Consider the following 26,255-nt stretch of genomic DNA (forward strand, 5'->3'; position numbering starts at 1 on the left):
TCCGTTCAGAGCCTGCTGTTGCTTTTGTCGGTTTCGATTGGCTGGAATTTCCAGCCGCTTCCATCCGGCGCCGGATAGGCGAGCAGCGCATCGCCGTCGCCGATTTTCTGGCGCGCGGCTACGTCTCGCGCGCGATCCATCGCCTGTTCTGCAGTGGCATAGGGTTCAGACAATGTATCACCGAGCTTGTAGGCCCAGCCATTGTCGTGAGGGACGATCTGATAGGTGATGTCGGCCATGTGCTTTCCTCCTTGTCAGCCGTTGCCACGCGAGCGACTGCGCCGCTCGTCAAGCGCGATGATCTTTTCAACAGATGCGATATCCTCGCTTGTGACGACCGGAACCGGATCGGCGGCGATCGCCTCCAGGACTTCCCTGGACACAGCGCCATTGCGTATTGCCCATTCCAGCGTCTCGCGGGTTTCCCGTTCGGCCTTGAGCTGGGCATAGAGCGCTACGATCAGTCGGTCGCGCGCATCCATGCTGCTGTGTTTGCGGTCGATCTTGCGGATGCCAGGCATGGGAAAATCCTGCCTCTTCATGAGGTTGTTCACGGGAAAAAACCGCTGACAGGTGGAAAGGTTCCGCTGAACGGCGCATTGAAAATCAAAATCGCCGCATTGCGGGTTTGCGGCTAAGACACTATTTGAAAGCTCTATTCGACAGAGGATTTCAAAATGGCCGATCTCAAGGCGCGTCCCCGTCCCACAGGTGCAAGCGCCGTTCTCGGCCGAACCGGTTTCCCGCATGTCACGTCGGTCACCGGCGGCGAGATCGATATCGTTACCAGCCCGTCGCAGCCGGGCTTCAATCCACTCGATCTGCTCTATTCCTCGCTTTCGGCATGTCTCGTGCTGAGCGCCCGCATGGCGGCAAGCCAGCTCGGCATCCTCGACAAGATCACCGAGATCACCGCTGATGTGACCGGCGAGAAGGCGGCGGAAGGGCTGTCGCGCGTCGCGAAGTTCAACATCGCCTTCTCCATCAAAGGCGATATCGACGAGGAAACGCGCCGCAAGATCGCCCACATGGCCGAAGACGAGATTTGCACGGTCAGCAACACCATCAGGGGCACTCCGGAATTCGCAACCACGATCTCCGGCTGATCGGGTCACCGCAGGTTTCGGCATAAAAATCATAGACTATAGGACCGGAGCATTGCGTGGTCTTCGCCCTCAACTTATGCTCCGGCATCGATTGAAATGATGCCGGCTGAGATGCAGTTCCAGACACAAGCTTCGACCGAACAGAAATCCCGGCGGCCGCTCGTCGCCATCATCGGCGGCGGCGTTTCCGGGGCGGGTGTCGCCTACCATCTGCTGAAGCTGACTGGCGACGATGCAGCCGATATCGTGGTCTTCGAGCCGCGTCCCATGCTGGGCCGTGGCCTTGCCTATGACACTGCCGATCCGGCGCACCGCATCAATGTGCCGGCCGCCAAGATGAGCCTGCAGCCGGATGATCTGGAAGAGTTCCAGCGCTGGATCGAGGCGAACAATGCCGTGCGCGACGATCCCGAAGCCGCGCGCGAGAACGGCCAGCTTTTCCCGCGCCGGCGCGTATTCGGCGATTACGTTGGCTCGCTCCTCCAGCCTTTCCTGAAGTCTGGCGCCATCAGCCATCGCCGGGCGACCGTGACCGGCATCCACCGCCGGGGTAGTGGCTGGGCGATCCTCGATGACAAGGGCGGGCTGACGGAGGCCGATATCGTCGCCATCGCCACCAGCCATCCGCCGCCGGTGGCGCCGGGCAGGCTCGCGGCTATTCTTGGGGAACACCCGCGCTTCGTTGCCGACACCACCCAATCGGGTGCGCTCGAAGTCGTGCGGCCGCATGACAGGGTTCTCGTCATCGGCAACGGGCTGACCGCGGCAGACGTGATTGCCTCCCTTGCGCGAAACGGCCACGACGGCTTCGTTACCGCAATCTCCCGCCGCGGCCTTCGTTCGCGCGGCCATGCCGCAGTTCCGCAGGAGGCTTTCGGTGATTTCATCTCCGAGCCGGCATTGTCAGCCGTCGCGTTGCTGCGTCTTATCCGGCAGACGATCCGCCAGGCGACCGAGCGTGGCCAGAGCTGGCATGCCGTGATCGATCAGGTGCGTGGCCAGGGTCACGATCTCTGGCGCAGTTTACCGGTTGCCGAGCGGCGGCGGATCGTCCGGCATCTGCGGCCTTACTGGGATGTTCACCGCTTCCGCATCGCGCCGCAGGTGGAGGCGGTGCTCGACGCCGCAATCGAAGCCGGCAGGCTGGAAATCCTCGCGGCATCCATCGCCGATGCGAAGGTAGAGGGCGAGGCGATCCACGTCACCCTCCAGCCGCGGCATGCACGCGGAAAATTGGAACGAATGTTCGATGCTGTCATCGTCACGACCGGTCCGGCACATGGCGGCATTTTGCAGACGCAGCCCTGGCTCAGCGAACTCGCGCGGGAGGGCTATCTCGCGCTTGATCCGACCGGCCTCGGGCTTGCCTGCAGTGAGCGCTCCGAGGCTCTGGGACCAGAGGGCAGGGTGGTCTCATCGCTGCTTATTTCAGGCCCGCTTGCACGCGGCACGTTCGGGGAGCTGATGGGATTGCCGCAGATAACGGAACATACAGTTTTCGTTGCCCGCGAGATCGCCGAGAAGCTGAAAGCCGCAGCCGCGAGATAGTTCGTGGCTCTGTTCCCTATCGATCTGTCGTTCTGTGACTGTCATCCCTGTGCGACTTCTGCTAGTCCGCGACGACAGGCGCGGCTTACTCAACAAAGCCGCACAGAGAGCATCGAGATCATGTCGCAGGCCGCTTCCCCCGTTTCCGAAAATCCATCCACCAGCCGTCTTCCGCTGATCGCCCTCATTCTTGGCGGCGCTGCGATCGGCGGATCGCCGATCTTCGTACGGCTTTCCGAAGTCGGGCCGATGGCGACGGCCTTCTGGCGTGTGGCGCTGGCGCTGATCCCGATCTTCATCTTTTCGCTTCTGCGCAAGGATACCGGCCCCAAGCCGAAGAGCCTTGCCGATTACGGCTTGCTGATCCTGCCGGGCGCCGTGCTGGCGTTGGATCTCTCGGCCTGGCATCTGTCGATCACCATGACCTCGGTCGCCAATGCGACATTGCTCGCAAACCTTGCGCCGGTTTTCGTGACCGCCATCGGTTTCCTGTTCTTCGGCGCGAAGGTTACCCGCGTCTTCGTGCTCGGCCTCGTGCTGGCATTGGCCGGCGTGGTCGTGCTGAAGGGCGGGCCTGCCGCCTTCGGCAATGGTGACCTGCGCGGTGATGGCGTCGCCATGATCGCCGCCTTCTTCTACGCCTGCTATATCCTGGCGATCGGCGCGCTTCGCAGCCGTTTCGATACGATCCGTATCATGCTGTGGAGCACAGCCTCTGCAGCAGTCGGCATCTTCCCGCTCGCCTTCTTCTTCGAAGGCCAGATGCTGCCGGCCAGCCTTTATGGCTGGTCGATCGTCTTCGGCCTTGCCTTCATCAGCCATGCAGGCGGGCAAGTGGCGATCGCCTACGCGCTTGCCTATCTGCCGGCCGCCTTCTCCTCGCTGACGCTGCTTCTCCAGCCGGTTGTGGCGGCCATTCTCGCCTGGGCTCTGCTCAACGAGTCGATCACAGCAATGCAGGCCTTGGGCGGCCTGATCGTTCTGGCGGGCATCATGGTCGCAAGGCGCGGCTAATCCCGCTTAAAGGAAGCTTGACCATTGGCTGCTAGACCTGTCCCGGAGTTCGGACAGGATCGGCCATGGCGAACCTTGATCAGGTATTTTCAGCTGAAGTTCACGATATGGAAAAGCCGCAGGAAGTCGCTATGCGCCAGGCTTCGACCGCGCCATTGGTGGCCTTCATGGCCCTTGTCGCCATCCTTGTTGCCCTCTTCAAGTTTCCGCCGCTGCTCGATTATGCGAACCACTATGCCCGCATGTGGCTGCTTGCCGGCGGGATAAAGGAAGCACCATTCCCCGAAATCTACGCGATCGAGTGGAACCGCACCTTCACCAATGTCGGCATCGATCTGCTCGCGCGCTTCATCGGTCCTTTCATCGGTGTCTCGCTGCTCGCCCGCATCCTGCTGTTTCTGGCGATCGTCCTGCCGCCGCTCGGCGCCATCACGTTGCATCGACGCCTGTTCGGCGGCAGCTACTACTGGCAGATCGGAATGCTGTATCTCGCCTGGTGCGCCACGCTGATCGGCGGTTTTATCAATTTCCAGATCGGCCTTGGCCTCGCATTGCTGTTTGCAACGCTGGATCACCGCCTGCAATCCGGTTCCGCGGTCAGGCTCTTCCTGTGGCGGGTGGTAGTCTCGCTGCTGCTCACCGTCGTTCATATATTTTCCGTGGGCTTCTTTCTGGCGATCGTCTGTGGACTGGAATTTTCCTGGCGCTTCGATGTCCTCAAATCGCGTTCGGCGGTCCTGCGCCTTGCCGGCAGGCTCGTGGCGGCAATGATTGCCTGCCTGCTGCCTCCGGCCGCCCTGTCGCTGACCGCTGCCGATCTTCCCGGTAGCCAGGTTGGCGACATCCTGGCGGTCTGGAACGACAGCCCGATGCTGCTGATCTCTAATCTGCTCTCGGCTATTTGGACCTATGCTGCGTTTGTCGACGCGATTTTCCTTGTGCCGATCCTGCTGGTCTGCAGCAGGGCGCTTGCCGCGAAAAATCTGCGCATCCACGCTGGCCTGGTCGTCACTGCGGCAGGGCTGCTCGCCCTGTCCATCCTCTCGCCGCGGCATGCCCTCGGCACGGGATGGATAAGCTGGCGCTTTCCCATCATGGCCGCCCTTGTCGGCATGATTATGATCTGTCCCTTTCAAAAGGTCAGCCGGCGACAGGCCGTGATCCTGTTCCTTGTCCTGAATATCGTCGTCTTCGGCCGGACCATGTGGATCGGTTTCAACTGGTGGCGGGGGCAGGCCGATGTTGCGAGCGTCGAGAAGGTACTGGAAGCCGTTCCCGCCGGTGCCGCGATTCTGCCGCTGCAGCACGATCCGGCCTTTGCCGAGATGAAACTCGATCCGCGGCATTTTGCATTCAGCGAGGATACGTTCCGGCACCTGCCGACGATGGCCGTCCCGCTGGCGCATGCCTTTGTCCCGACCCTCTTCAGCGCGCAGGGCAAGCAACCGCTCGCCGTGCTTCCCGCCTGGTCGGAGAAATCGGTGCCGGAAGGAAATCTCTTTTCGACCGGTGTGCTGTCCTGTCCCGGCCTGATGGCGCAGGCCGCCAGCTTCACGCCCTATCTTGTCGATTGGCGCAGCAAGTTCGATTTCATCCTGGTCGTCAACGCCGACATGGTCGATCAGAATGTCGGCGACACGATGCCGGAAGGCATCGATCTTGTAAAAAACGCAGGCTTTGCAAGACTCTATGCCATCGATCGGAATGCAACAACGCTGCCGGATGCCGTCCCGCCGTCATGCCCTGATAGCTTCCACTGGTAGATTATTGGGTTGCCTGTAGTTTATTTTCCTGTAGCAGCCATTTCTGAATGATCGGCACGTCGGCGTCGCCGAGGTCATGGCCTCCGGAAATGACGCCGGAATCGACGGTCGCACCTGATGATTTCAGCCGCCCTTCCAGCTCGCTCGCATATTTGCCGTAGGCATCCGTCTTGCCGCTGATGACAAGCAGGTCCGTGCCCTTCAGGTCTGCATGCGGATAGGCGGTGAGTACCGGCATGGAGCGTAGCAGCACGGCCTTGTGCACCAGGTTCGGGTGCAGGTAGAGCAGCGAATTCAAAAGGTTCGCACCGTTGGAATAGCCGACATAGACGACCTTCTTCGGATCGAGGCCATAGGATTTGACCGCGCCTTCGATGAAGGCAGCGAACGCTTCGGCTTCGTTCTTGATGTCGTCCTGGTCGAAGGAGAAGGGTGTGATGCGCTTGTACCAGCGCGGGAAGCCTTCCTCGGTCGCGCGCCCACGCACGCCGAGAAGGGTGGCGCGTGGTGCGACCTTGTGCAGCAGCGGCATCAGCGTCGTCTCGTTGCCGCCGGAGCCGTGCAGCAGTACGAAGACGCTGCCGTCCGGATCGGGCGGTGTATAGAAACGATGGACAAAGGGCAGATCGCGATAATTGATGCGCGGCTGGCCCGGCATGGAAAACTGCGGGAGCATGACTTTCAGGTCGGTCAGATTGGTGATCGAATCCTTCGGCGGGATGAAGAGCTTGGTTCCAAGTGTGGCTTTCGGCTCATCCACCAGCATGCCCGGCTTGTTGGTGGCGAGCTCTATAAGTGTGCCGCCGGGCTCGCGGGCATAGAGTGAGCGGAAGTATTTGCGATCGTGCAGGTTGGTCGCCGAGGCGTCTTCCTTTTCGAGCGCCTTGTGAACGGCCAGCACGGCTGCGTCGTCATCTGCGCGGAAGGCCACATGATCGACTGTGCCGGTACCCGCTGCGCCGGACCAGAAGCCACGCGCATCGCGCACGTCGATGATGTCTCCCGATTGCGAAACGAGGCGGTCGATCGTGCCGCGATTTGCCTGGAAGCGGTAGCCGAAATGGCTTTCGATGAAATGGCGGCTCTCCGCCGGCTTTTCGGTCAGCATGGTTGCACCGCGCACGCGCTGTACGGAATGCTCGACCGGCACATCGCCGCCATCCCAGGCGGCCGGCGATTTCAGATCCCTGGCGCCGGCAAGCTTGACGATGACATTATCCGGGTCCTTCAACCGCAGCACCGGTTCGCCGAATTCATCCGCGGGGCCTTCCGAGCGGAGGCCGAAGCGCATGGCACGCGTCAGCCAGTAGCCGATGCTGGTCGGATCGATCGCCAGCGACATTTCGTTGATCTGGCCATAGCCGGCGCGGCCGGGTGCTCCGTCTTCCCAGACGAGGAAGGTGACGAGTGAGCCCGGAGTGCCCTCCGCATCGCCATAGAAGAGATGAAGCTGCGTCGCATCCTCGAAGCCGGCGGTCTGCTTGACCAGCCGCATGCCGAGGAATCCGGCGTAGAAATCCACATTCGCCTGCACCTTGCGGGTGATTAGCGTGATATGGTGTATGCCTGAAGCCATAGATGAAAGCCCGAATTGAAAAGGCGAGGCTAGGAGCGTGAGTATGAGGGTCGTTGCTAGCATCATACCGTTGCCAATGGCCTTTTCTCTAATTTTGTTCCGCAAAAAGCACAAGTGCGTCACCACGCGGCAAGAGTTCCAGCGTGTCGACCTCCTCCAAAGCTTCTTCGAGTTGTTGCAGCGTCGGCGGCTTGACCATATAGGCGAGCGCGCCGAGGTCTCTTGCCCGTTGTATGTCGCTTTCGTCGCTTGACGTGCTGAGCACACAGACCGGAATTCGGCTCAGCCGCTGATCGGCCGAGAGCGCGTTCAGCACTTCGAAACCATCCATGATCGGCATGTTGATGTCGAGCAGCATCAGGTCGATCTGCGGCTGGTCGGGAATGCCGGCACGCTGCTCCAGAAGTTGCATTGCCTCGCGGCCGTTGGTGGCCACATGCAGGTTGAAGCTCACCTTCTCGCGCCGCATCAGCTTGATCTTCAGAAGCTGGATATCGGCCGGGCTGTCTTCCACCAGCAGCACTTCGGCGAGCCGGCCGCTGCTTTCGTTCGTATGGTCGGCTGCTTTTGCCGTCTGCGGCTGTCCGCTGGCGACCGGCTGTTCGCCTGAGATCTCCGCGAGCGGCACTTCGAGCAGGAAGGTCGCGCCCCTGCCGGTCTTCGCCTCGCACCAGATCGAGCCGCTATGCAGCTGCACGATGCGCCGGCAGATCGCAAGCCCAAGCCCCGTGCCTTCGATGCCGCGGCCGACGAGGCGCTTGAAGGGTTGGAAAATCAGCTCACGGTGATCAGGGGCGATGCCCGGCCCGTTGTCGCCGACCGTCAGGCGGCATATGCCCTTGTCTGCCATGGCCGAAATGCGCACTTCCGGAACGGTATCCTCACAATAGCGAATCGCATTGGACACGAGATTCTGCAAAAGCTGGATCAGCAGCGTCGCGTCGCCCATCACCTCAGGCAATGCACCACGAACGACGACTGCCTGTCGGCTCTCGATCTGCTGATGCAGATTGTGCTCCACCTGGTCGAGTACGGCCGACAGCGAAACCGGCTTGAGCTCAAGCCCGCTCGAAACCTCCAGCCTCGTGAAGCCCGACACCTTGACGATCAAGTCTTCCATATGGTCGGCGGCGCTCAGGATATAGTCGAGAAGCTCGCGGTCTTCGGCCGGCAGTTCGGCCGAACCGTGAAGGATGCGGCTGAAGGATTTGATCGTCCGCAGCGGCTCCTTGAGATCATGCGCCATGGCGCGGGTGAATATCTCCAGCGATTGCCGTTTCTGCTCCAGCTTCGCCTCCAGCGCACCATGCATGAGCGCGTTCTGGATGCAGCGATGCAGGGTCTCGGGCGACAGCGCATCCTTGGTGAGATAATCACGCGCGCCGCCCTTCATGACCTCGACGGCAACGGTCTCGCTGCCTTGGCCGGTCAGCATCACGACATTGGCGGCAGCATCGTGGGCGAGGATTTCCGAGAGCACGCCGAGGCCGTCACGGCCGGGAAGCGAATAGTCGAGCAATATGCACTGAGGGCGCCTCTGGCTGTTGAGGGCAATACCCTCCTCACCGCTCTCGGCCTCGATGACCGTATAGTTCGTGCCGGGGACACGCGCCAGCATGCGGCGATAGACTTCCCGGTCGTCTATGTTGTCGTCGATGATGAGAACGCTGCAGTCTTCCGCCAAACTTCAGCCCTCTAAAGGCAGGATTGCGATTTCGAACCAGTATTCCTTGAGCCGCTGGATGGCGGCGAACAGCCCGTCGAGATCGACGGGCTTCTGTACATAGGTATTGGCGCCGAGCGCATAGCAACCCTCGATGTCGCGTTCGTCGTCCGATGTCGTAAGGATCACGACAGGGATCTTGCGCCAATGTGCGTTGGACTTGATTGCCTCCAGCGTCTTGCGCCCGTCGAGGCCCGGCATGTTGAGGTCTAGCAGGATGAGGCCAGGCTTCGGTGCCATCGTGGCGAGCACATCGAGCGCTTCCTGCCCGGAGGCAGCCCAGCGGATCGGATTGCGCAGATTGGTACGCTTGAAGGCGCGCATCGTCGCTTCGAAATCGTCCTCGCTGTCCTCGACGATGAGGATCGGTTGCATGTCACGCTGCTGCATTCTGGTCCTCGCGCTTCCTTCCCAAGGTAAAATAAAACGTCGTGCCGATGCCGACTTCTGACTCCAGCCATACCTCACCATTGTGACGCCCGATGATCTTGCGCACAAAGGTGAGCCCTGCGCCGGTGCCATCCTCGGAATCTTGCGATTTTTCAAGCCGTTTGAAAATGCGGAAAATATCCTCGTGGAATTCTTGGGGTATGCCCTTGCCGTTGTCCTTCACGTAAAAGACATGGCGGGCCAGCGTCCCGTCCTTGCCGACATAGCGTTCCAGGTAGCCGACGCTGACGAGAGGCACGGGCTTGTCGTTATATTTGATGGCATTGGTGACGAGGTTGCGGAACACCTCGGTCAGGCGCGGTGCATCGCAGACGACCTCCGGCAGTACGCCGTCGATGACGACCTTCGCATGCCGCTCTTCCAGAAATAGCTCCATGGTGGCAACAACGTCGCGGACGATCGAACCGATGTCGGTGCGCTTGACGGCGAGCTGCTGGCGACCGATTCGCGAAAAATAGAGGAGATCGTTGACGAGCTTTTCCATGCGCTGGCTAAGGCGAACCAGCCGGTTGAGCCGGCGCACGCCGTCTTCGTCGAGCTTGTCTTCATAATCTTCCAGCAGGAAACGCGAATGATTGTGCAGGCCGCGCAGCGGTTCCTTGAGATCGTGCGAGGCGATATAGGCGAACTCGTCGAGATCGTGGTTGGAGCGCTCGAGATCGGCCGTATATTCCTCGAGTTGGGAAAGCGTCGTCTTCATCCGCTCTTCCTGGCGCACGCGCTCGCTGATATCGCGCACGACGCCGACGAAGGTCTTGCTCGAGCCGGTGATGACAACGCTGACCGAGAGGTCGATCGGGAAGACCACGCCGTTCTTGCGCCGGCCGGAGACCATGCGCGTCGTGCCGATGATGCGTTCCTCGCCGGTGCGCCGGTAATTGCCGAGATAGGCGTCATGTTCGGAATGGTAGGGTTCCGGCATCAGTATCTTGATGTTGTTGCCGGTCGCTTCCTTTGGTGTGTAGCCGAACATGGTCTCGGCGGCCGGATTGAAGCTCATGATCCGCCCCACCTCGTCGATGGCGATCACGGCGTCAGGCGTATTGCGGACCAGCGCGCTGAAGCGGATGCGCTCGGTTTCCAGATGCTGGCTGTTACGCATGAAATAGAAGACGAAAATGGCAACCAGCCAGAGCGTCGCTGCCGTGATCGAGCGGTTGGCGGCTTCCCGCCAGTATTCGTTCTCAGCATGGGTGACGGCGAAAAAGCCGAGCAGGATCAGGACTGTACAGACGAAAGCGAAGAAGATCGGCGCGTTACGATTGCCGAACCAGAGCGCTGTCAGCACGAGTGGGACATAGAGAATACCGTTTGCCACGCCGAGCGGTGTATAGAGATCGACGATGATGCCGGTAAAACAGATCGTTGCCGGTATCCAGAGGGGGATCTGTGCCCTGTTGGTTGGCAACATCCACCAGGATCTGGCGAGAAGCCCGCCGCCGAAAGCCACCAGGCCGATGGCCGTAGGCAGGGCCATGGCGGCATAGGGACCCCAGCGATATCCCTGTTCGGCATCGGTGATGTATCCGGCAAGCGCGATCATGCCGAGCGTGATCGCGATATAGCTGGTGAGTTCCTGTACGAGCTGACCGCGCGGCTGCCTCCCATAGAGGGCAAAAAGAATGGAAAGATTTGATATCAGGAAGATCAGTGCCGTATTCGGCCCCATGCCGCCGCCGATCTGCTCGGCAAAGGTTGGAGAAATGAAAAACTGCGTCAGGAACACATCGACATTATGTATCGTGCGGCCGAGCGTGATGATCTCCATCAGGCGGATCGCGGAAAGCAGGGTGGCAAGGCTGCAAGTCATGACAGGCACTATTTGGTAGCGCCTGCCTGTCTCCATCGACGTGGCCAGTCCGATACCCGACAGCACGAAACAGATGGCGGTATTGAATGCCATGGACGGAAAGCCAGGCACGATCGAGATGATCACCCCGACTTCGAGCAGCCACCCGGTCAGCGCCGTCAGGCCGAGCAAGACCAGCAGGCAGCCGACGACGAGCGCGACCGCGCGATAGCGTACGCTTTCCGTCCCGTTCCGTCCCGCTACAGCGGCATCCCGCACCTGCAACACCTCTTCGCCATGTCCTTGTTTGCGAGCCATCTTTTCCGAAATCGCCGAATACTCAATAGGCAGATTGTTGCGCAAAACATGCTTTTTCGACAGCAAATCCGTGAAGGTTGATATCGAATTTTAGTGAAGTGGCGTTACTGTCCCAGTGAAGGACAGTGCAGGACATCAGAAACAATATCCGGATTGTGGCGCCAGATGCCGACCTTGTTTTACATCGATGATAGCCGGGATGACCTCTTCTATCTCGACTATATCCGAAAGAAACAGCAGGTACATGTTGATCTATTCTGCTTTTCCACCGCACCGGCTGCATTCGAGGCGCTTGAGAAGCGCCTGGAAGAAGGCGAAGGCGTGCCGGATATACTGATCGCCGATCTCTACATGCCGCTCGACAGCGGCAGCGAACTGATCGCGCGACTGCGGCGGGACGACCGCTTTTCCGCGATGCGGCTCGGCGTCTGCAGTGGTTCGGACGCGGTCGAGGACCGTGAACGGGCACTTGCTGCCGGTGCCGATTTCTACCTTGAGAAGCCACTGGATCTTGCCGGCATCATCAGCAACCGGTGATTGTGGAAAATGCAACGAGACTGTGCGCAAAGTGCCGGGTGCATGCAGCAATGCACAATTGACAAGCCTGGCGGTGCATTTCAAGATGCAACCGAAGAGAAGAAAAACAAAAGCGCTGAGAGAGCCGACCGATCCGTGTTCGCCGCCACGAACGCCAGCCAACCCCTTAGCTGATGGGCCGACCGACTCTCCCGCGCTTACTTCTGGCACTGTCTTCCGCATTCATGGATGTTGAATGCGGAGAGATTGGGATACCTAGGTAAGAGCTACTATTCGAGTAAACTGTCCTGTGCATCACCTGTAGTTGAGATGTTTCCGCCTGCGATATCGAAAGTCCCCGTTTCGCTATCGATCATCAACTGTCTCGCACTTTTTGTAGCTGTTCGCGTTTAAGACGTATATCCCAAGATTTCGGGATCGGCGGAATGAGAATTGGGGGAGGAAGAAGAGTGGGAATGACCAGTGCTGCCGCAGTTCCCTTTCATGCCGGTCCGGAACTTAGCCGGGCCATCAACCGCACGGATTTTTTTCGCCTGCTGAAGGCGGCCGCGCAGCATTACAATTTCGACAATTTTACCCTGGCGCGCATCTCGGAAGCAGCTGCTCCTTTCGGCGAACGCGAGGTTCTCATCACCAATGTCGCTGAAAGGCGCATGAGCCTCTTTGTTAAGACACTCAAGGAGGCGCTGGGAACAGCCAAAGCGCGGACGGCGCAGTTTTTGACGACGCCGGTGCATGGAAAGAGTACGGCGATAGAAGGCTATCCGTCAGACCTCGTCTTTAATGAATTCAGCGGCAACACATTCCTTTTCATTCCGCTGTTCACGCCGGAGGGGCGGCGTTACTGCCTGGTGCTCAGCGGCCAGCGTCAGGAGCCGGACCAGGGCGCGGTGGCGGATATTCTGCTCGATGCCATGCGCATCTTCGACAAGCTGTATGAGGAAATCCTGACGCAGGAAATGTCGGGTCGCCTCACGCAGCGCGAAACCGAAATCGTAAAATGGACGAGTGAAGGCAAGACCTCCGCGGAGATCGCCATTATCCTTGGCCTTTCGGAGCACACGGTCAATTCGCATATTACGTCCGCAGTCCGCAAACTCGATGCCGTCAACCGCGTTCATATGGTGGCGATTGCGATACGAAACGGTCTGGTTTCGTGAGCCGGTTTCATGTCGGGGGAAGATGAAACGATGAGTGCGGAAGCAACGCGCAGGAATGCGGTGAAGGTATTGTTCGTCGATGACGAGTTCATCGAATTTCGTTCGCTCAAGAAAAAGATCGCCGATCTCTCCGAACCGCGTGTCGATGTCGAATATTCCCAGTCGATAGGCGATGCGCTGGACAAGGTGAAGGCTGCCCGCTTCGATCTCGTTCTTCTCGACAACCGCCTGCTGCCGAATGCAGATTTTCGCGAGACCGTGCCCGAACTCAGGGGCATCGGTTACACCGGCCCGATCGGCGTCATCTCGACCGATATATCAGGCAATTATTTCCAGGAATTCCCCGATTACGGCGTCGATTTCCGTATCGGCAAGGATGAGATCGACGTGCAAACCCTGCAGCACATCATCCGTGAATACGTGACTTATGACGTGCCGGATTTCTGGAAGGACGATTACAGCATCTGACTCTCAGGCTGGCAGGCGGATCGCAAATCGGCTGCCGTTCTCGTCGGAATGTTCGAGCCTGATATCACCGCCAAGCGCGCCGAGTAGTTCGCGGGTGGTCGTCAGACCCAGTCCCGGTCCGGGTACGCTGCCGGCTTTCGGCAGCTTCCAGAAGGCATCGAAGATCTTCTCCTGATAGGCCGGCTCGATGCCGCAGCCATTGTCGGCCACGATGATGCGCCAGTCCGCACTTTCCCTTGCGGCCGTCACGGCGACATGCGGTGTTGGAGCGCCCTGATAAGTCAGGGCATTGGCGAAGAGGTGCTTCAGAACAATGGTCAGAAGTGCGGCATCACTGCGGATAATGGGTAGATTGTCCGCATCGAGTGTCACGCCGCTGCCAGGAAATTCACCGAGCACCTGTTTCCAGGCATCCCGCGCAATGTCGGTGAGGTGCGCGTCGCCGATGGTGATCTGGGGAGGCGTTCCAGCAAGGCTCATCAACGCCTTGGTGAGCCGCTGTGCCGTCTGGGCCTTGTCCATGATCGTCTTGAGGCTCTGCAGCTGCTCGCTGTCCAGCATCGGTTCCAGATCGTCGAGCAGCATTTCCGCATACATGGCGATGTGGCGAAGCGGCGATTGCAGGTCGTGCGAGGCGGTCGCGAGGAAGCGTTTGATACGCTCCTCCTGATCCCCAGTGGAACCGGTTTCCGGCTTTTTCGCCGTCGGGCTGGAAGACATGTGGCGGTGCTCCCGATCTCTTTGAACCGAACATAGAAAGAGGGCGCCGGCTGTGCAACCGGCGCCCTCTTCAAGTCCACGTTAAATGTCGACTTTTTAGCCCGCCGTCTTGCGCGGCTGGCCTGCGTCCGGCGGAATGATTTCCACGGCTGCATCGTTGGAAGCCGCGACTGCCTTGGCATGGCGGCGGCGCCAGTCGCCGAGGAAGAGCAGGATCGGCGCTGCGATGAAGACCGACGATGCAGCGGCGACGAGAATGCCGAAGGCCATCGGAATGGCGAAGCTTTCAACGGCGCTGCCGCCCCAGATCGCCATCGGCAGGAGCGAGAGGAAGGCCGTCGCATTGGTGTAGAGGCTTCGTGCCAGCGTCTCGTTGATCGACTTGTCGATGATCTCGCGTAGCGGCATCGACTTGTAGAGGCGCATGTTTTCACGCATGCGGTCGTAGACGACGACCTTGTCGTTCACCGAGTAGCCGACCAGCGTCAGGATCGCCGCAATTGCCGTCAGGTTGAAGTCGAGACCCGTCAGCGCGAAGAAGCCGATGACCTTCGTCACGTCGAGCACAAGGGTGACGATTGCGCCGACGGCGAAGGGCCATTCGAAACGGTACCAGATGTAGAACAGCATCGCGAGGCTGGCGATCACGACGGACAGGATACCTGCCCAGGCGAGTTCGCCGCTGACCTTCGGACCGATGACGTCGGTGCCGGTGACGGTCGCCGACGGGTCGATCTTGACGATCTCGGCCTTGAGCTTGGTGACGGCAGCGGTCTGTGCCTCTTCGCCACCTTCCTGCCTCTGCGCACGCACCAGCATGGTGTTGTTGTCGCCGAAGGACTGCAGGGCGACTTCGCCGAGGCCGAGGCCGTTCAGTTCCTCGCGGAAGCGGCCGAGATCGGCAGCGTCCTGCGTCTTCACCGACATCTGGATACCGCCACGGAAGTCGACGCCGTAGTTGAGGCCCGGATAGACGAAGAGGGCGATCGAGGCGATCGACAGCAGCGCGGAGACGCTCACGCCAAAGAAGCGCGCCTTCATGAACTGGATATGCTTGTCGTAAGGGCTGAAGAAGGGGAACAGCGGCTTGATGTTCAGCACCTTCATCTTCCGGCGGCGGGTGATCTCGATCATCGTGACGCGCACGAAGGCGACCGAGGTGAACATCGAGATGATCAGGCCGAGCGCCATGGTCACGGCAAAGCCGCGAACAGGGCCGGAGCCGAACCAGAAGAGGACGGCGGCGGCGATCAGCGCCGTCATGTTGCCATCGATAATGGTCGAATAGGCGCGGCGGAAGCCGGTGTCGATGGCCGCAAAGGCGCTCTTGCCCTTGCGCGTTTCTTCACGGATGCGCTCGTTGATCAGGACGTTCGCGTCGACCGCAAGGCCGATGCCGAGCACGACGCCGGCGATGCCGGGCAGCGTCAGTGTCGCGCCGACAAGCGTCAGTGCCGAGAAGGTCAGGATCGTGTGGATGAGAAGCGCGGTGTTCGCCAGAATACCCCACGTACCGTAGAGCACGAAGATGAAGGCGGCGACGAGTGCGAAGCCGACGATGCCGGCATAAAGACCCATGCGGATCGCATCCGCGCCGAGGTCGGCGCCGACGGTGCGCTCTTCGATGACCGTCAGCTTGGCGGGCAGGGCGCCGGCCCGCAGCATGGCGGCCAGCGTATTTGCCGTGTCGGTCGAGAAATTGCCGGAAATCTGGCCCGAACCGCCGGTGATCGGCTCGCGGATGACAGGCGCGCTCAGCACTTTGTCATCGAGGACGATCGCGAAGGGATTGCCGACATTCTGGCGGGTGATATCGGCAAAGCGGGTGGCGCCTGCGCTGTCGAAGCGGAAGGTGACGACCGGCTGCTGGCTCTGGTCGAAGCTCACGCGGGCATCCGAGAGGCGGTCGCCGGAAATCTCGACGCGGTCGAGARCCGGATAGGAGTTGCCCTCATCATCCTTCATGATCGTCACGCCCGGGCCGGCCTGGCCGTTCGGGGCGAGCATGTGGAAGGACATCTTGGCGGTGGAGCCGAGAAGTTCGCGAAGGCGGGAGGGATCCTGCGCACCCGGAAGCTGGACGAGAATGCGGTTGGCGCCGATGCGCTGGATCGTCGGCTCGGCAACGCCGACCTGGTCGACGCGCTGGCGGATGACTTCAAGGCTCTGCTGGACGGCATTGTCCACATTGGTGGAGATACCGGCCGGCGAGAAGCCGATGGTGATGTTGCCGCCGTTGGCCGTAACTGCAAGGTCGGACTGGCCGGCGCTGATACCGCTGGCAATCACATTGCCGAGTGTGCGAAGCTCTGTGACGGCTGCGTCGCTCTGCGACGGGTCGGCAAGCGAAACAACGATGTTGTTGTTGTTGCGCACGACCGACTTCGGCTGGATGTTCTTTTCGCGCAGCACGCGACGTGCATCCTGCAGCATCGAGTTCAGGCGCTCCTTGGTCAGGTCGGCCTCATCGACCTCGAGAACGAGGTGCGAACCGCCGCGAAGGTCGAGACCGAGGGAAACCTGACTGTGCGGCAGCCAGGAGGGCACGCGCTGCAAGACGCTCGGGGGCAGTGCGTTCGGCAGGGCGATCAACAGACCGAGCACGATGATCACCGTATAGGTGAACACCAGCCATGGTGAATTGCGCATGTTTTAAGTCCTTGGATAATGCTTGGGCCGGCGCAACCGCGCTGCGGCATGTCTATGGATCAGAAGTGCCCGTAGGCGCGTAATTCAGGCAGCCTGCGGCGGTGCGCGGGGCTGATGAGCCCAGGTTGCCGCGGGGCGGAGCGGGGCTTCGAATTCAGGCGCCGGCGTAGCGGCGCGCCAGTTGGCAAATTGCAGTGCGGGAACAACGGCAAAGGCCGCCGGGCCGGAATCCTGGAGCGATTGTTTCGGTGAAACCTTGCGATCACTGATCAGCAGGCCGCGAATGGCGTCGCGCGCCGTAACTTGCGTCTGCTGCGAATCCCTGCTGGAGGAAGAAAGGCTGTTTGCCGCCGCGGACGGGCCGATAATGATATTGCCGCCGAAGAGCAGGCCGAGATAGGCGACAATCGCAACGACGACGGAGGCGGCAATACGACTTGCCAGACGGCGCTGATCCAGCTCCATCTCCCCTGTCTCGGCGATTTCACTCCCAAATCGGCTCAAAGGTGCGGCAATCTCTCATTCTTTTTCCGGCGGGGGCTCCACCGTGGGCGCGATTGTACCAGTCGCAAGCCCGTCTTCATAGGGTGCACTGTCATGATGCACTTGGGCGAGCCGGTCAACCATGCCAAGCGCAATTTCCCGTTCTCCCATGATCACGGTATCGGCGCCATATTGCTGCAGTTCATCCACCTCGGCGTCGGAATGGGCGCGTGCAACGATCAGGATCGACGGATTGATGGTGCGGCCCTGCTCGGCGATACTGCAGGCCTCGAATGCGTTTGGAATGGCGATAACAAGACTGCGGGCGCCGGCGATATTGGCAAGATCCAGCGTTTCGCGGCTGACGGCATTGCCGGAAAGCACCTCGATGCCCTGGCTTCGCAGTTCGGCAATGCGCTTGTCCGAATCCTCGATGACGAGGAAGGGCGTGCCCGAAGATTTGAGGTTCTGGCCGACGATGCTGCCGACGCGGCCGTAGCCGACAAGGATCGCATGGCGGTTCAGCACTGTCGGACGGACGTCGTCACTGTCTGCCTCAGGCGCTTCCGGTGCGGGCGAAGGCTCAGCGGCCGGCGCAGCTTCGGTGGCCGGCTCTTCGCGCTTCGGGCTTTCCAGGAACGGCCGTGCACGGTCGCAGAGGAAGAATAGCAGCGGATTGATGATGATTGAGATGATCGCCCCGGCAAGGATCAGGTCGCGGCCTTCTTCTGGCAGCAGGCCGAGATCGACGCCGAGGGCAGCGAGAATGAAGGAGAATTCGCCGATCTGCCCGAGGCTCGCCGAGATTGTCAGCGCCGTACTGATTGGTTTTCTGAAAAGGAGCACGATCAGGAAGGCGGCGACAGACTTGCCGATCACGATGATAAAGACGGTCGCAAGCACAGGCAGCGGCCGCTCGATCAGGATGTTCGGATCGAAAAGCATGCCGACGGAGACGAAGAAAAGTACGGCGAAGGCATCGCGAAGCGGCAAGCTTTCCTGGGCGGCGCGATGGCTGAGCTCGCTCTCGGCGAGAACCATGCCGGCAAAGAAGGCGCCCAGCGCCAGCGACACGCCGAAAAGCTTGGACGCGCCGAAGGCAACGCCGAGGGCGATCGCCAGCACGCCGAGGCGGAAGAGTTCGCGCGAGCCGGTATGAGCGATGCGGTGCATGGTCCAGGGGATGAGCTTGCGGCCGAAGACGAGCATGAGGGCGACGAACAGCGCCACCTTGACCAGCGTCATGGCGATGATGCCGCCGACGCCAAGATCGAGACCGAAAAGCCGGTTCAAGCCTGCCGAAAGCGGTTCGACCGGGCCATGACCATCGCCGGTGATGCTGGCAGCTGCCGGGATGAGTACCAGCGCAAGCACCATGGCGAGGTCTTCGACAATGAGCCAGCCGACCGCGATGCGCCCACGCTCGGTCTCGACGAGACGCCGTTCTTGCAGGGCTTTCAGCAGTACCACGGTGGAAGCGACGGAAAGCGCGAGACCGAAGACTAGGCTGCCGCCGGTCGGCCATCCCATGAAAGCGCCGAGACCCCAGCCGAGCAGCGTGGCAAAGCCGATCTGCACGACAGCGCCCGGCACCGCAATGCCGCGCACCGAAAGCAGATCCTTCAGGGAGAAATGCAGGCCGACGCCGAACATCAGCAGGATGACGCCAATTTCCGCAAGCTCAGGCGCAAGGCTCTGATCTGCAACGAAACCCGGCGTATGCGGACCGACGAGAACGCCTGCGACAAGATATCCGACAAGTGGTGGCAGGCGCAGGCGATTGGCTATCGCACCGAGGATAAACGCCAGCACGAGCCCCCCGACGATCGTCGAAATCAAAGGCGTATCGTGTGGCATCGCTCTCTCCCGATCTGGAAATCCCGTTCAGAATATGACATATATGATCTATATTGACCAATATGGGTGGTTTAGGATTATGGGTCAAGGCGCAAAAGAGACAATTCTGACGCCGGCTTTGTGCCGCGCGGCTCGTGGGCTGCTCGATTGGACCCAGACGGATCTCGCCGAGAAGGCGGCCGTCTCCCGCAGCACGATCCGGGATTATGAAGGCCGGCATCACGAAATCCATCGTGCGACGGAAGCGCAGCTGCGCCTCGCCTTCGAGGAGGGCGGCGTGAGATTTGTCGAATTGGAAGGCGGTGGAACCGGCCTCTGCCTGCCCGACCCCGTGAACTGAACGGCTTTATGGCTGCATCAAGCAGGCCGCGCCGACCTTGTAGACGTAGATCGTATCGCCCTTGTAGTTGCCTTTTTCTGGCTGCCAGCTTTTCAGCATTTCCGGCGTTTCGTCGGCGCAGCTCAGCGGTTTGACTGTTAGGAACAGAACCTGCCCGCCGGTATCGGCCGGTAAGGCGAATTCCTGTTCGTAATAGCTGTCCGGCAGGTCGGCTGGCGGACGGGCATAGATCTTGTAGGGAGTATCGCGCAGTGTATGGAAGAGATCGGCGACCATGTCCCTGTTATCGGTGACGATGATGCCGGCGCCGGCTTGTGCCGCAAGATCGGCAGCGGCGCTGCTCACTTCTGCCCGGCCGAGGTAACGCTGCATGACCTCCTTGCCGTTGGGCAGAACCAGCTGATGCGAGAAGATCGTTGCGAAGGGGAAAAGAAGGCAGGTGACGCCATTGATCCAGAGCGAGGTTTTAAGACCTTTCGGCCACAGGCGGTGAAGCACCCAGACAGCCAGCACAATGCCCGCCACATAGGCTGTGACCCCCCAGTTGGCATAGGCTTTGGCGACGGTCGCCTGCAGCGTAATGAGTAGCACGACCGGGATCGAGAGCCAGACGAGTATCTTCTCACGCGGCTCGCTGTTGCCGCGGATCATGTTCCAGACGGCCCAGAGCATAGCGAAGAAGACGATCGGACCGACGACGCCGAACTGCGCGGAAAAGAACTCCAGCCCGCCGCGAAGATTGATGCCGAGATCGCTCCAATGGGCAATATCCTGCGTGTGGCGCACTGTCGTATTGTTGTTCTGAAGGTTCCACCAGAGGTTCGGGAAAGCGATAACCGCCGAAGTGACGACGGCGATAATGAAATCGCGCAGCGAAATCCGCGCAGCCGGAATGAACAGCAGCGCGATCGCTCCACCCGGGACAAGGAAAAGCACTGCATATTTCGACAGGAAGGCAAGCCCGACACCCAACCCCATGAGAAGCGCCAGCCCGACCGAACGGCGTTGCGTCAGTTCGAAATAGGCAAACAACGCAACCGCGATAAAGAAGAGCAGGACGACGTCGGTGGAAAAGAACACGGAGGAAAGGGCAACGGCCGGCAGCGTTATGTAAGTCGCGCCGACCCAGCCTTCGATCTCGGGCCCGATGAAGCGCTTCGCCGTTTTCATCAGTAATAGCGCGGTGGCCATATGGAAGAGGGGGCCGGGAAGTCGCAGCCAATAGATGTCGCTGGAGCCCGCAAGCTCGGTGAAGATCCTGAGCACCCATGCGATCATCGGCGGCTTGGAATAGTAGCCAAAATCGAGATTCTGCGACCAGAACCAGTATTGCGCCTCGTCGACGAACAGATCCGTCCTATCGAAATGCAGTGTCACGATGCGGAAGATCGTAAACGCCAGAATGATGAAGAGGCCGGTCCGAGCTGACATGAATTACTGACTTCCGCTGACACAGGAGCGCGTGTCGATACACCAACGGTGCCGGGCTGCCAACGGGAAAGGTAAAGGGGAGACTTTGGGCGCGGTGGCCTCTTAGAAGACGCGAAGCGTGCGGTTGCCACGGTGCGCCGCGATCACATCGAGGAGGGCAACGGCTGCGGCGATCGTGATTGCGATCAGGCAGGAACCCATTCCGAGAACTATCATTTCTCTTTCCTTGTTGACATCATGTCAGGCTCTATAAAACGGGTCTATAACATAAAGCTTGCGTGTGCCTTGTAGCAGCGATGCAACTCCCCGCCAGTATTTACTATGTGAAGTCTGCCTAATTGTTTCAAAAGCTGCCGGCAGGAATGGGTTATTAACCTTCAAGCAAGGAATTAACCATAAACATTGGGTTACACGTCGGAATGGGAAGATGCACTCGTTCCCACCAGGCATGACGCCGTACCGCCGTACCGGGTTGATCCGGTATCCATCTTCTTCAGGCAGCTCCGAAACAGAATTGCTGAGCAGGAGGCTTCAGCCCCCCGGTTGCGACCGGTGGCGAAGACCGTCTCCGCGTATGGCATTCATCGGAAGCTGCGAAAGTTTTTGGCCGGGTTCGCCCGGAAATTGGTTGGGGACAGGCGTTGAGGCAGGATATGCCATCAGATCAGGCTCGTGGAGCACAGGCAGGCAGCCTGCGCGACCGCCTGCGCTTTGCCGGGCTCGATCCCGACCAGTGTGAGATGGTCCGCCGCAACAGGCCCGCTCTCGAAGCCTATCTGAAGGCCGGCCTGCGCGATCTCTTCCATCGCTTCCAGTCCTTCCCGGACGCAGCCAGCAATTTCGAAAGCGAACGCCAGATCGAGCGCCTGCACGACCTGCAATCCTCGCACTGGGATGTGCTGACGGATGCGCGTTTCGACAGCCTCTATGCAGAGCGCGTCAAGGTTCTCTCTGATACCGAAATGAAGATCGGCCTTGATCCCCGCTGGCACGTGGCGGGCCACGGCGTCATGCTGGAACACGTGATTTCCGGTCTGGCCGACGAGCTTGCCGGCCGTCCGGTACTGCCTTCGGCCAAACGCCGCGCCCGTGAGATCACGGACCTGATGACAGCGATCATCCGCATCGTCATGGTCGATACGGAAATCGCCGTCTCGCTGCGCTTCAACGCACTGCGCTCCACCCAGCAACGGGAGCTCGCCGATCAGCGTGCCGAAGGCGAGGCGGACGTCGCCCGCATCTTCAGCGATGTCATTGAAGGCCTGTCGGCCCGCGACCTGACGCAGCGCGCACCGGTCGATGGCGCTCACGCCGACATTGCCGCCGCGCTGAACGCAGCACTCGACAACCTCCAGACGGAATTTGCAGCGATCGCCGAACGCAATGCGAAGGCGGAAGCCGCAACGCAATCGCTCGCCGGCGCATCCCGCAGCTTTGCCGGCAATGCTTCCGGTCATGCCGGACGGCTGCAGCTTTCCGCCGCTGCCCTTGCCGGCATCGCCGAGCGGGTCCGCGAGGGTGCCGCCGAAAGCCGCGCCGCCGAACAGGCTGCAGCCGCGACGCGTGCGGCCGTCGAGGAAAGCGGCGAGGTCGTCGGCCGCGCCATCAGCGCCATGGCCGATATCGAACAGTCTGCCGAGAAGATCGGCCAGATTATCGGCGCGATCGACGAGATTGCCTTCCAGACGAACCTGCTCGCTTTGAACGCCGGCATCGAAGCTGCCCGCGCCGGCGAATCCGGCCGCGGCTTTGCAGTCGTGGCGCAGGAAGTACGAGCGCTCGCCCAGCGCTCCGCCGAAGCTGCCCGTGAGATCAAGACGCTGGTGACCACCACCAAGACGCAGGTGGATGCCGGCGTCCAGATGGTCGGCCGCACGCAGGATTCAATTGCCAGCATCGTCCGCCAGGTGACCGACATCAACGCCGCGATCGCCGGCATCGCAGGTGAGACGGGCGAACACGCAGCTGGTCTCGAAGCCGTGACCGTAGACGTCAAGGGTCTCGGCAGCGAAGTGGCCGACAATGCCGGCTTTGCGGAGCGTTCGGCCGAGGGCGCCGATCATCTCCACACGGTCATTCTGGAACTTGGCCAGACGATCCGCGAATTCCGCGTCGCGCGGGAAAATGCCTACGCAACCCGGCCTCATCAGGTGCGTGTTGCCGCCAGCCGGCCGGTTGCAATCGCAGCACGTCCGGAAGCGGTCGAAGACGATTACGAAAATGACGATTTCAGCATGCCCCAGCCTCTCGCAAGTGCCGGAGGTGGGCGGAATGTTTACTAACCTATCGGATTATGACGTCGGCTCGCTTTCACGGGTCGGGGACAAGGGGACAAGGAAAAACTGATGGCAGCAAAGAAGAGTGCCAAGACGTTGGAATTGCCAGCGGTTCTTGATCTCAATGAGGCTTCCGCGTTGCGCGACAAGCTTCTCTCCATGCGAGGCAACCCTCTGGCAATCGATGCTTCCGCAGTCGAACGCCTCGGCGCTCTTTGCGCTCAGGTTTTGATGGCCGCCGAGAGGACCTGGGACCAGGACAAGCAGTCGCTCACCTTCGCGAAGGTGTCCGACGCATTCACGAAAACCATGCAGTTGGTTGGCGTCAATATCGACCACCTGCTTGCCAAGGAGATCCGGCAATGAAGAAAAAAGTACTGACGGTGGACGATTCCCGCACCATCCGAAACATGCTTCTCGTAACGCTGAACAATGCTGGCTTCGAGACGATCCAGGCTGAAGACGGCGTTGAAGGCCTCGAGGTTCTCGAAGAATCCAATCCCGACGTCATCGTCACCGACATCAACATGCCGCGCCTCGATGGCTTCGGCTTCATTGAAGGTGTCCGTCGCAACGAGAAGTACCGTGCGATTCCGATCCTGGTGCTGACGACCGAAAGCGATGCGGAAAAAAAGAACCGCGCCCGCCAGGCTGGTGCCACCGGCTGGATCGTCAAGCCCTTCGACCCCGCCAAGCTGATCGATGCCATCGAGCGTGTAACCGCTTAAAGCCCAGGATTTGCTCCTATGGATATGAACGAAATCAAAGAGATCTTTTTCCAGGAATGCGAGGAACAGCTCGCCGAACTGGAATCCGGTCTCCTGAAAATGAATGATGGCGATCGCGACCCGGAAACCGTCAATGCGGTGTTCCGTGCGGTGCATTCGATCAAGGGCGGTGCCGGCGCCTTTGGCCTGGATGACCTCGTCGCTTTCGCCCACGTCTTTGAGACCACACTTGATTGCGTTCGTTCCAACAAGCTCGAGCCTACCCAGGACGTCCTGAAGGTCATGCTGAAGTCGGCCGACGTGCTCGCCGACCTGACCAATGCTGCCCGCGACGGCGGCAGCGTCGATGAAAGCAGAAGCCGCGGCCTGGTCAAGGAACTGGAAGCGCTCGCCAACGGTGAACTGCCGTCTCCCTCGGCAGTGTCAGAGGCTCCCGCGCGCAAGCCGGCCCCGAAAGCCGCTCCCGCTCCGGTTGCCGCAGCCCCGGCTCCCAAGCCGACCGACGACAGCGGCTTCCAGCCGGTTCCCTTCTCCTTCGACGATTTCGGCGGCGAGGAGAAGCCCATCGATCTGCCGGCCTATGAAATCACCTTCAAGCCGCGCTTCGAACTCTATTCGAAGGGCAACGACGCCACCCTTCTGCTGCGTGATCTCTCCCGTCTCGGCGAGATGAGCATCTACTGCAACACCGACGCCCTGCCGAGCCTCGACGAGCTCGATCCGGAAGGCGCCTACTTCTTCTGGAATATCACGATCAGGACGGACAAGGGTGAAGACGCGATCCGTTCCGTCTTCGAATTCGCCGAATGGGATTGCGAGCTTACGGTGAAGCCCGCCGAGGAAACCAAGGCCGGCGAGACCAACGATGAACTGCCGATGGTCCCGGTTCCGTTCGATCTATCCATCCTCGACGACAACGGTGCTGCCGAAGTGCCTTCTGTTTCAGAGGGCAGGGATGATGATACTGCCGCTGCCGTCGCCGCCGCTGAAACGGCGAGCAACGTCACGCAGATGGCTGCCGCTGCTGCTCGCGTCGAAAAGAAGGAATCGGCCGCAGCCGCTGCTGCCGCGGCGGCAAGTGCCGCAGCGCAGAACAATGCAGCCGCCGGCGCCGGCCAGACGATCCGCGTCGATCTCGATCGTGTCGACCGCCTGATCAACCTCGTCGGTGAGCTTGTCATCAACCAGGCGATGCTCTCTCAGAGCGTCATCGAAAACGACACGACCGGCACCTCGTCGATCAATATGGGTCTCGAAGAGCTGCAGCAGCTCACCCGTGAGATCCAGGACTCGGTCATGGCGATCCGCGCCCAACCCGTGAAGCCGGTCTTCCAGCGCATGTCGCGTATCGTCCGCGAAATCGCCGACATGACCGGCAAGTCGATCCGCCTGATCACCGAAGGTGAAAACACCGAGGTGGACAAGACGGTCATCGACAAGCTGGCCGAGCCGCTGACGCACATGATCCGTAACGCCGTCGACCACGGTATCGAGACGCCGGAAAAGCGCGCCGCTGCCGGCAAGAATACCGAAGGCACGGTCCGCCTGACTGCGAAGCATCGCTCGGGTCGCATCCTGATCGAGCTTGCCGACGACGGCGCCGGCATCAACCGTGAAAAGGTCCGTCAGAAGGCGATCCAGAACGATCTCATCCCGGCCGACGCCAACCTGTCGGACGAAGAAATCGACAACCTGATCTTCCTGCCGGGCTTCTCCACGGCCGACAAGATCTCCGACATCTCCGGCCGCGGCGTCGGCATGGATGTCGTCAAGCGCTCCATCCAGGCGCTCGGTGGTCGCATCAACATCACCTCGAAGCCGGGCCATGGTTCGGTCTTCACGATGAGCCTGCCGCTGACGCTCGCCGTTCTCGACGGTATGGTGGTCACGGTCGCCGGCCAGACGCTGGTCGTGCCGTTGACGGCAATCGTCGAAACGCTGCAGCCGGAAGCCGCCGCGATCCACTCCTTCGGTGCGAGCCATCGCCTGATCTCGATCCGCAACTCCTTCTGCCCGCTGGTCGATGTCGGTCGCATCCTGAACTTCCGCGCCACCCAGGCAAACCCGGTCGAAGGTGTGGCCCTTCTCGTGGAATCCGAAGGCGGCGGTCAGCGCGCGCTCATGGTCGATGCGATCCAGGGTCAGCGTCAGGTGGTCATCAAGAGCCTTGAAGCGAACTACACCCACGTTCCGGGCATCGCCGCAGCCACCATCCTCGGTGATGGCCGCGTGGCCCTCATCCTTGATGTGGATGCGGTTGTCGGTGCCTCGCGCGGTCAGTCCCTCAAGGCGGAAATGTCGCTGGCGGCGGTAGGATAA

At 60.6% G+C, this 26,255-nt stretch carries 23 protein-coding genes; 12 read left to right on the plus strand and 11 right to left on the minus strand.

The window, feature by feature from the left end; all coding sequences use genetic code 11:
* Positions 1-5 precede the first annotated feature (5 nt).
* Both AC1D35_RS05885 and AC1D35_RS05890 read right to left on the minus strand, forming a co-directional pair.
* Entirely contained in the window at positions 6-239 is a 234-nt protein-coding gene (locus AC1D35_RS05885) for a DUF2188 domain-containing protein (protein WP_113298526.1), read from the minus strand.
* 15 nt (positions 240-254) lie between these two features.
* Positions 255-521, minus strand: coding sequence for a hypothetical protein (locus tag AC1D35_RS05890; protein WP_113298619.1), 267 nt, complete (start codon positions 519-521; stop codon positions 255-257).
* A gap of 156 nt (positions 522-677) precedes the next feature.
* On the opposite strand from AC1D35_RS05890, the gene AC1D35_RS05895 reads away from it, so the two are divergent.
* The 4 genes from AC1D35_RS05895 (at position 678) to AC1D35_RS05910 (ending at position 5,431) form a co-directional block, all read left to right on the plus strand.
* Positions 678-1,106: an OsmC family protein gene (locus AC1D35_RS05895; protein ID WP_113306951.1), complete on the plus strand. Its 429-nt coding sequence runs from the start codon at positions 678-680 to the stop codon at positions 1,104-1,106.
* A 96-nt stretch (positions 1,107-1,202) separates the two neighbouring features.
* On the plus strand, positions 1,203-2,654 hold the full coding sequence (locus AC1D35_RS05900) for an FAD/NAD(P)-binding protein (RefSeq protein ID WP_113306950.1): 1,452 nt from the start codon (positions 1,203-1,205) through the stop codon (positions 2,652-2,654).
* A gap of 120 nt (positions 2,655-2,774) precedes the next feature.
* The gene (locus AC1D35_RS05905; RefSeq protein ID WP_113306949.1) at positions 2,775-3,668 is read left to right on the plus strand and encodes a DMT family transporter; all 894 of its coding nucleotides are present in this window, start codon (positions 2,775-2,777) and stop codon (positions 3,666-3,668) included.
* Between the two features lie 65 nt (positions 3,669-3,733).
* Complete coding sequence (locus AC1D35_RS05910) at positions 3,734-5,431, plus strand: hypothetical protein (RefSeq protein WP_113306948.1); 1,698 nt, start codon at positions 3,734-3,736, stop codon at positions 5,429-5,431.
* Position 5,432: 1 nt separating this feature from the next.
* Here AC1D35_RS05910 and AC1D35_RS05915 read toward each other — a convergent pair whose 3' ends face one another.
* From AC1D35_RS05915 to AC1D35_RS05930, 4 genes are all read right to left on the minus strand, one after another.
* A complete protein-coding gene (locus AC1D35_RS05915; RefSeq protein WP_113307074.1) occupies positions 5,433-7,007 on the minus strand; it encodes a VOC family protein in 1,575 nt (524 codons plus the stop codon).
* Positions 7,008-7,095: 88 nt separating this feature from the next.
* Positions 7,096-8,691, minus strand: a complete 1,596-nt coding sequence (locus AC1D35_RS05920; protein WP_113306947.1) for a response regulator — start codon at positions 8,689-8,691, stop codon at positions 7,096-7,098.
* 3 nt (positions 8,692-8,694) lie between these two features.
* A complete protein-coding gene (locus AC1D35_RS05925; RefSeq protein ID WP_113298533.1) occupies positions 8,695-9,120 on the minus strand; it encodes a response regulator in 426 nt (141 codons plus the stop codon).
* On the minus strand, positions 9,107-11,287 hold the full coding sequence (locus AC1D35_RS05930) for a sensor histidine kinase (RefSeq protein WP_477938341.1): 2,181 nt from the start codon (positions 11,285-11,287) through the stop codon (positions 9,107-9,109). Before AC1D35_RS05930 ends, AC1D35_RS05925 begins: the two co-directional genes overlap by 14 nt.
* Positions 11,288-11,452: 165 nt before the next feature.
* Between AC1D35_RS05930 and AC1D35_RS05935 the strand changes: the two genes are divergently transcribed.
* The 3 genes from AC1D35_RS05935 (at position 11,453) to AC1D35_RS05945 (ending at position 13,452) form a co-directional block, all read left to right on the plus strand.
* Positions 11,453-11,824, plus strand: coding sequence for a response regulator (locus AC1D35_RS05935; protein ID WP_113306946.1), 372 nt, complete (start codon positions 11,453-11,455; stop codon positions 11,822-11,824).
* Positions 11,825-12,279: 455 nt separating this feature from the next.
* Entirely contained in the window at positions 12,280-12,984 is a 705-nt protein-coding gene (locus AC1D35_RS05940) for a response regulator transcription factor (RefSeq protein WP_477938342.1), read from the plus strand.
* A 30-nt stretch (positions 12,985-13,014) separates the two neighbouring features.
* Positions 13,015-13,452 (plus strand): response regulator, encoded by a 438-nt coding sequence (locus AC1D35_RS05945; RefSeq protein ID WP_113306944.1) that lies wholly within the window; start codon positions 13,015-13,017, stop codon positions 13,450-13,452.
* A gap of 3 nt (positions 13,453-13,455) precedes the next feature.
* Here AC1D35_RS05945 and AC1D35_RS05950 read toward each other — a convergent pair whose 3' ends face one another.
* The 4 genes from AC1D35_RS05950 to ybaL all read right to left on the minus strand — a co-directional run bounded on the left by AC1D35_RS05950 (position 13,456) and on the right by ybaL (position 19,161).
* A complete protein-coding gene (locus AC1D35_RS05950) occupies positions 13,456-14,172 on the minus strand; it encodes a sensor histidine kinase (protein WP_113306943.1) in 717 nt (238 codons plus the stop codon).
* Between the two features lie 96 nt (positions 14,173-14,268).
* Positions 14,269-16,821: a protein translocase subunit SecD gene (gene secD, locus AC1D35_RS05955; protein WP_477938343.1), complete on the minus strand. Its 2,553-nt coding sequence runs from the start codon at positions 16,819-16,821 to the stop codon at positions 14,269-14,271.
* Between the two features lie 84 nt (positions 16,822-16,905).
* The gene (locus AC1D35_RS05960) at positions 16,906-17,286 is read right to left on the minus strand and encodes a hypothetical protein (RefSeq protein ID WP_113306942.1); all 381 of its coding nucleotides are present in this window, start codon (positions 17,284-17,286) and stop codon (positions 16,906-16,908) included.
* Positions 17,287-17,340: 54 nt separating this feature from the next.
* Entirely contained in the window at positions 17,341-19,161 is a 1,821-nt protein-coding gene (gene ybaL / locus AC1D35_RS05965; protein WP_113306941.1) for a YbaL family putative K(+) efflux transporter, read from the minus strand.
* 34 nt (positions 19,162-19,195) lie between these two features.
* Here ybaL and AC1D35_RS05970 point away from each other — a divergent pair, with 34 nt between their 5' ends.
* The gene (locus AC1D35_RS05970; protein ID WP_113298541.1) at positions 19,196-19,501 is read left to right on the plus strand and encodes a helix-turn-helix domain-containing protein; all 306 of its coding nucleotides are present in this window, start codon (positions 19,196-19,198) and stop codon (positions 19,499-19,501) included.
* Positions 19,502-19,507: 6 nt separating this feature from the next.
* Here the strand turns inward: AC1D35_RS05970 and AC1D35_RS05975 are convergent, their stop codons facing one another.
* Entirely contained in the window at positions 19,508-20,932 is a 1,425-nt protein-coding gene (locus AC1D35_RS05975; RefSeq protein WP_477938344.1) for an ArnT family glycosyltransferase, read from the minus strand.
* Between the two features lie 653 nt (positions 20,933-21,585).
* Here AC1D35_RS05975 and AC1D35_RS05980 point away from each other — a divergent pair.
* From AC1D35_RS05980 to AC1D35_RS05995, 4 genes are all read left to right on the plus strand, one after another.
* Complete coding sequence (locus AC1D35_RS05980; RefSeq protein WP_113306939.1) at positions 21,586-23,214, plus strand: globin-coupled sensor protein; 1,629 nt, start codon at positions 21,586-21,588, stop codon at positions 23,212-23,214.
* Between the two features lie 63 nt (positions 23,215-23,277).
* Positions 23,278-23,574, plus strand: a complete 297-nt coding sequence (locus AC1D35_RS05985) for an STAS domain-containing protein (RefSeq protein WP_113298544.1) — start codon at positions 23,278-23,280, stop codon at positions 23,572-23,574.
* Positions 23,571-23,936, plus strand: coding sequence for a chemotaxis response regulator CheY1 (cheY1, locus tag AC1D35_RS05990; RefSeq protein WP_003570362.1), 366 nt, complete (start codon positions 23,571-23,573; stop codon positions 23,934-23,936). Before AC1D35_RS05985 ends, cheY1 begins: the two co-directional genes overlap by 4 nt.
* Before the next feature lie 18 nt (positions 23,937-23,954).
* Positions 23,955-26,255 (plus strand): chemotaxis protein CheA, encoded by a 2,301-nt coding sequence (locus AC1D35_RS05995; protein ID WP_113298545.1) that lies wholly within the window; start codon positions 23,955-23,957, stop codon positions 26,253-26,255.

Source organism: Rhizobium sp. P1_E6 (assembly GCF_056405875.1).

What these genes read in the sequence shown, in the direction of transcription:
- AC1D35_RS05940 (WP_477938342.1), top strand. Translation starts at nt 12,280, where the DNA reads ATGACCAGTGCTGCCGCAGTTCCCTTTCATGCCGGTCCGGAACTTAGC.
- AC1D35_RS05970 (WP_113298541.1), top strand. Translation starts at nt 19,196, where the DNA reads ATGACATATATGATCTATATTGACCAATATGGGTGGTTTAGGATTATG.
- AC1D35_RS05915 (WP_113307074.1), bottom strand. Translation starts at nt 7,007, where the DNA reads ATGGCTTCAGGCATACACCATATCACGCTAATCACCCGCAAGGTGCAG.
- AC1D35_RS05895 (WP_113306951.1), top strand. Translation starts at nt 678, where the DNA reads ATGGCCGATCTCAAGGCGCGTCCCCGTCCCACAGGTGCAAGCGCCGTT.
- AC1D35_RS05935 (WP_113306946.1), top strand. Translation starts at nt 11,453, where the DNA reads ATGCCGACCTTGTTTTACATCGATGATAGCCGGGATGACCTCTTCTAT.
- AC1D35_RS05995 (WP_113298545.1), top strand. Translation starts at nt 23,955, where the DNA reads ATGGATATGAACGAAATCAAAGAGATCTTTTTCCAGGAATGCGAGGAA.
- AC1D35_RS05885 (WP_113298526.1), bottom strand. Translation starts at nt 239, where the DNA reads ATGGCCGACATCACCTATCAGATCGTCCCTCACGACAATGGCTGGGCC.
- AC1D35_RS05910 (WP_113306948.1), top strand. Translation starts at nt 3,734, where the DNA reads ATGGCGAACCTTGATCAGGTATTTTCAGCTGAAGTTCACGATATGGAA.
- AC1D35_RS05905 (WP_113306949.1), top strand. Translation starts at nt 2,775, where the DNA reads ATGTCGCAGGCCGCTTCCCCCGTTTCCGAAAATCCATCCACCAGCCGT.
- AC1D35_RS05925 (WP_113298533.1), bottom strand. Translation starts at nt 9,120, where the DNA reads ATGCAGCAGCGTGACATGCAACCGATCCTCATCGTCGAGGACAGCGAG.
- AC1D35_RS05945 (WP_113306944.1), top strand. Translation starts at nt 13,015, where the DNA reads ATGAGTGCGGAAGCAACGCGCAGGAATGCGGTGAAGGTATTGTTCGTC.
- AC1D35_RS05930 (WP_477938341.1), bottom strand. Translation starts at nt 11,287, where the DNA reads ATGGCTCGCAAACAAGGACATGGCGAAGAGGTGTTGCAGGTGCGGGAT.
- AC1D35_RS05950 (WP_113306943.1), bottom strand. Translation starts at nt 14,172, where the DNA reads ATGTCTTCCAGCCCGACGGCGAAAAAGCCGGAAACCGGTTCCACTGGG.
- cheY1 (WP_003570362.1), top strand. Translation starts at nt 23,571, where the DNA reads ATGAAGAAAAAAGTACTGACGGTGGACGATTCCCGCACCATCCGAAAC.
- AC1D35_RS05960 (WP_113306942.1), bottom strand. Translation starts at nt 17,286, where the DNA reads ATGGAGCTGGATCAGCGCCGTCTGGCAAGTCGTATTGCCGCCTCCGTC.
- AC1D35_RS05900 (WP_113306950.1), top strand. Translation starts at nt 1,203, where the DNA reads ATGATGCCGGCTGAGATGCAGTTCCAGACACAAGCTTCGACCGAACAG.
- ybaL (WP_113306941.1), bottom strand. Translation starts at nt 19,161, where the DNA reads ATGCCACACGATACGCCTTTGATTTCGACGATCGTCGGGGGGCTCGTG.
- AC1D35_RS05980 (WP_113306939.1), top strand. Translation starts at nt 21,586, where the DNA reads ATGCCATCAGATCAGGCTCGTGGAGCACAGGCAGGCAGCCTGCGCGAC.
- AC1D35_RS05985 (WP_113298544.1), top strand. Translation starts at nt 23,278, where the DNA reads ATGGCAGCAAAGAAGAGTGCCAAGACGTTGGAATTGCCAGCGGTTCTT.
- AC1D35_RS05890 (WP_113298619.1), bottom strand. Translation starts at nt 521, where the DNA reads ATGCCTGGCATCCGCAAGATCGACCGCAAACACAGCAGCATGGATGCG.
- AC1D35_RS05975 (WP_477938344.1), bottom strand. Translation starts at nt 20,932, where the DNA reads ATGTCAGCTCGGACCGGCCTCTTCATCATTCTGGCGTTTACGATCTTC.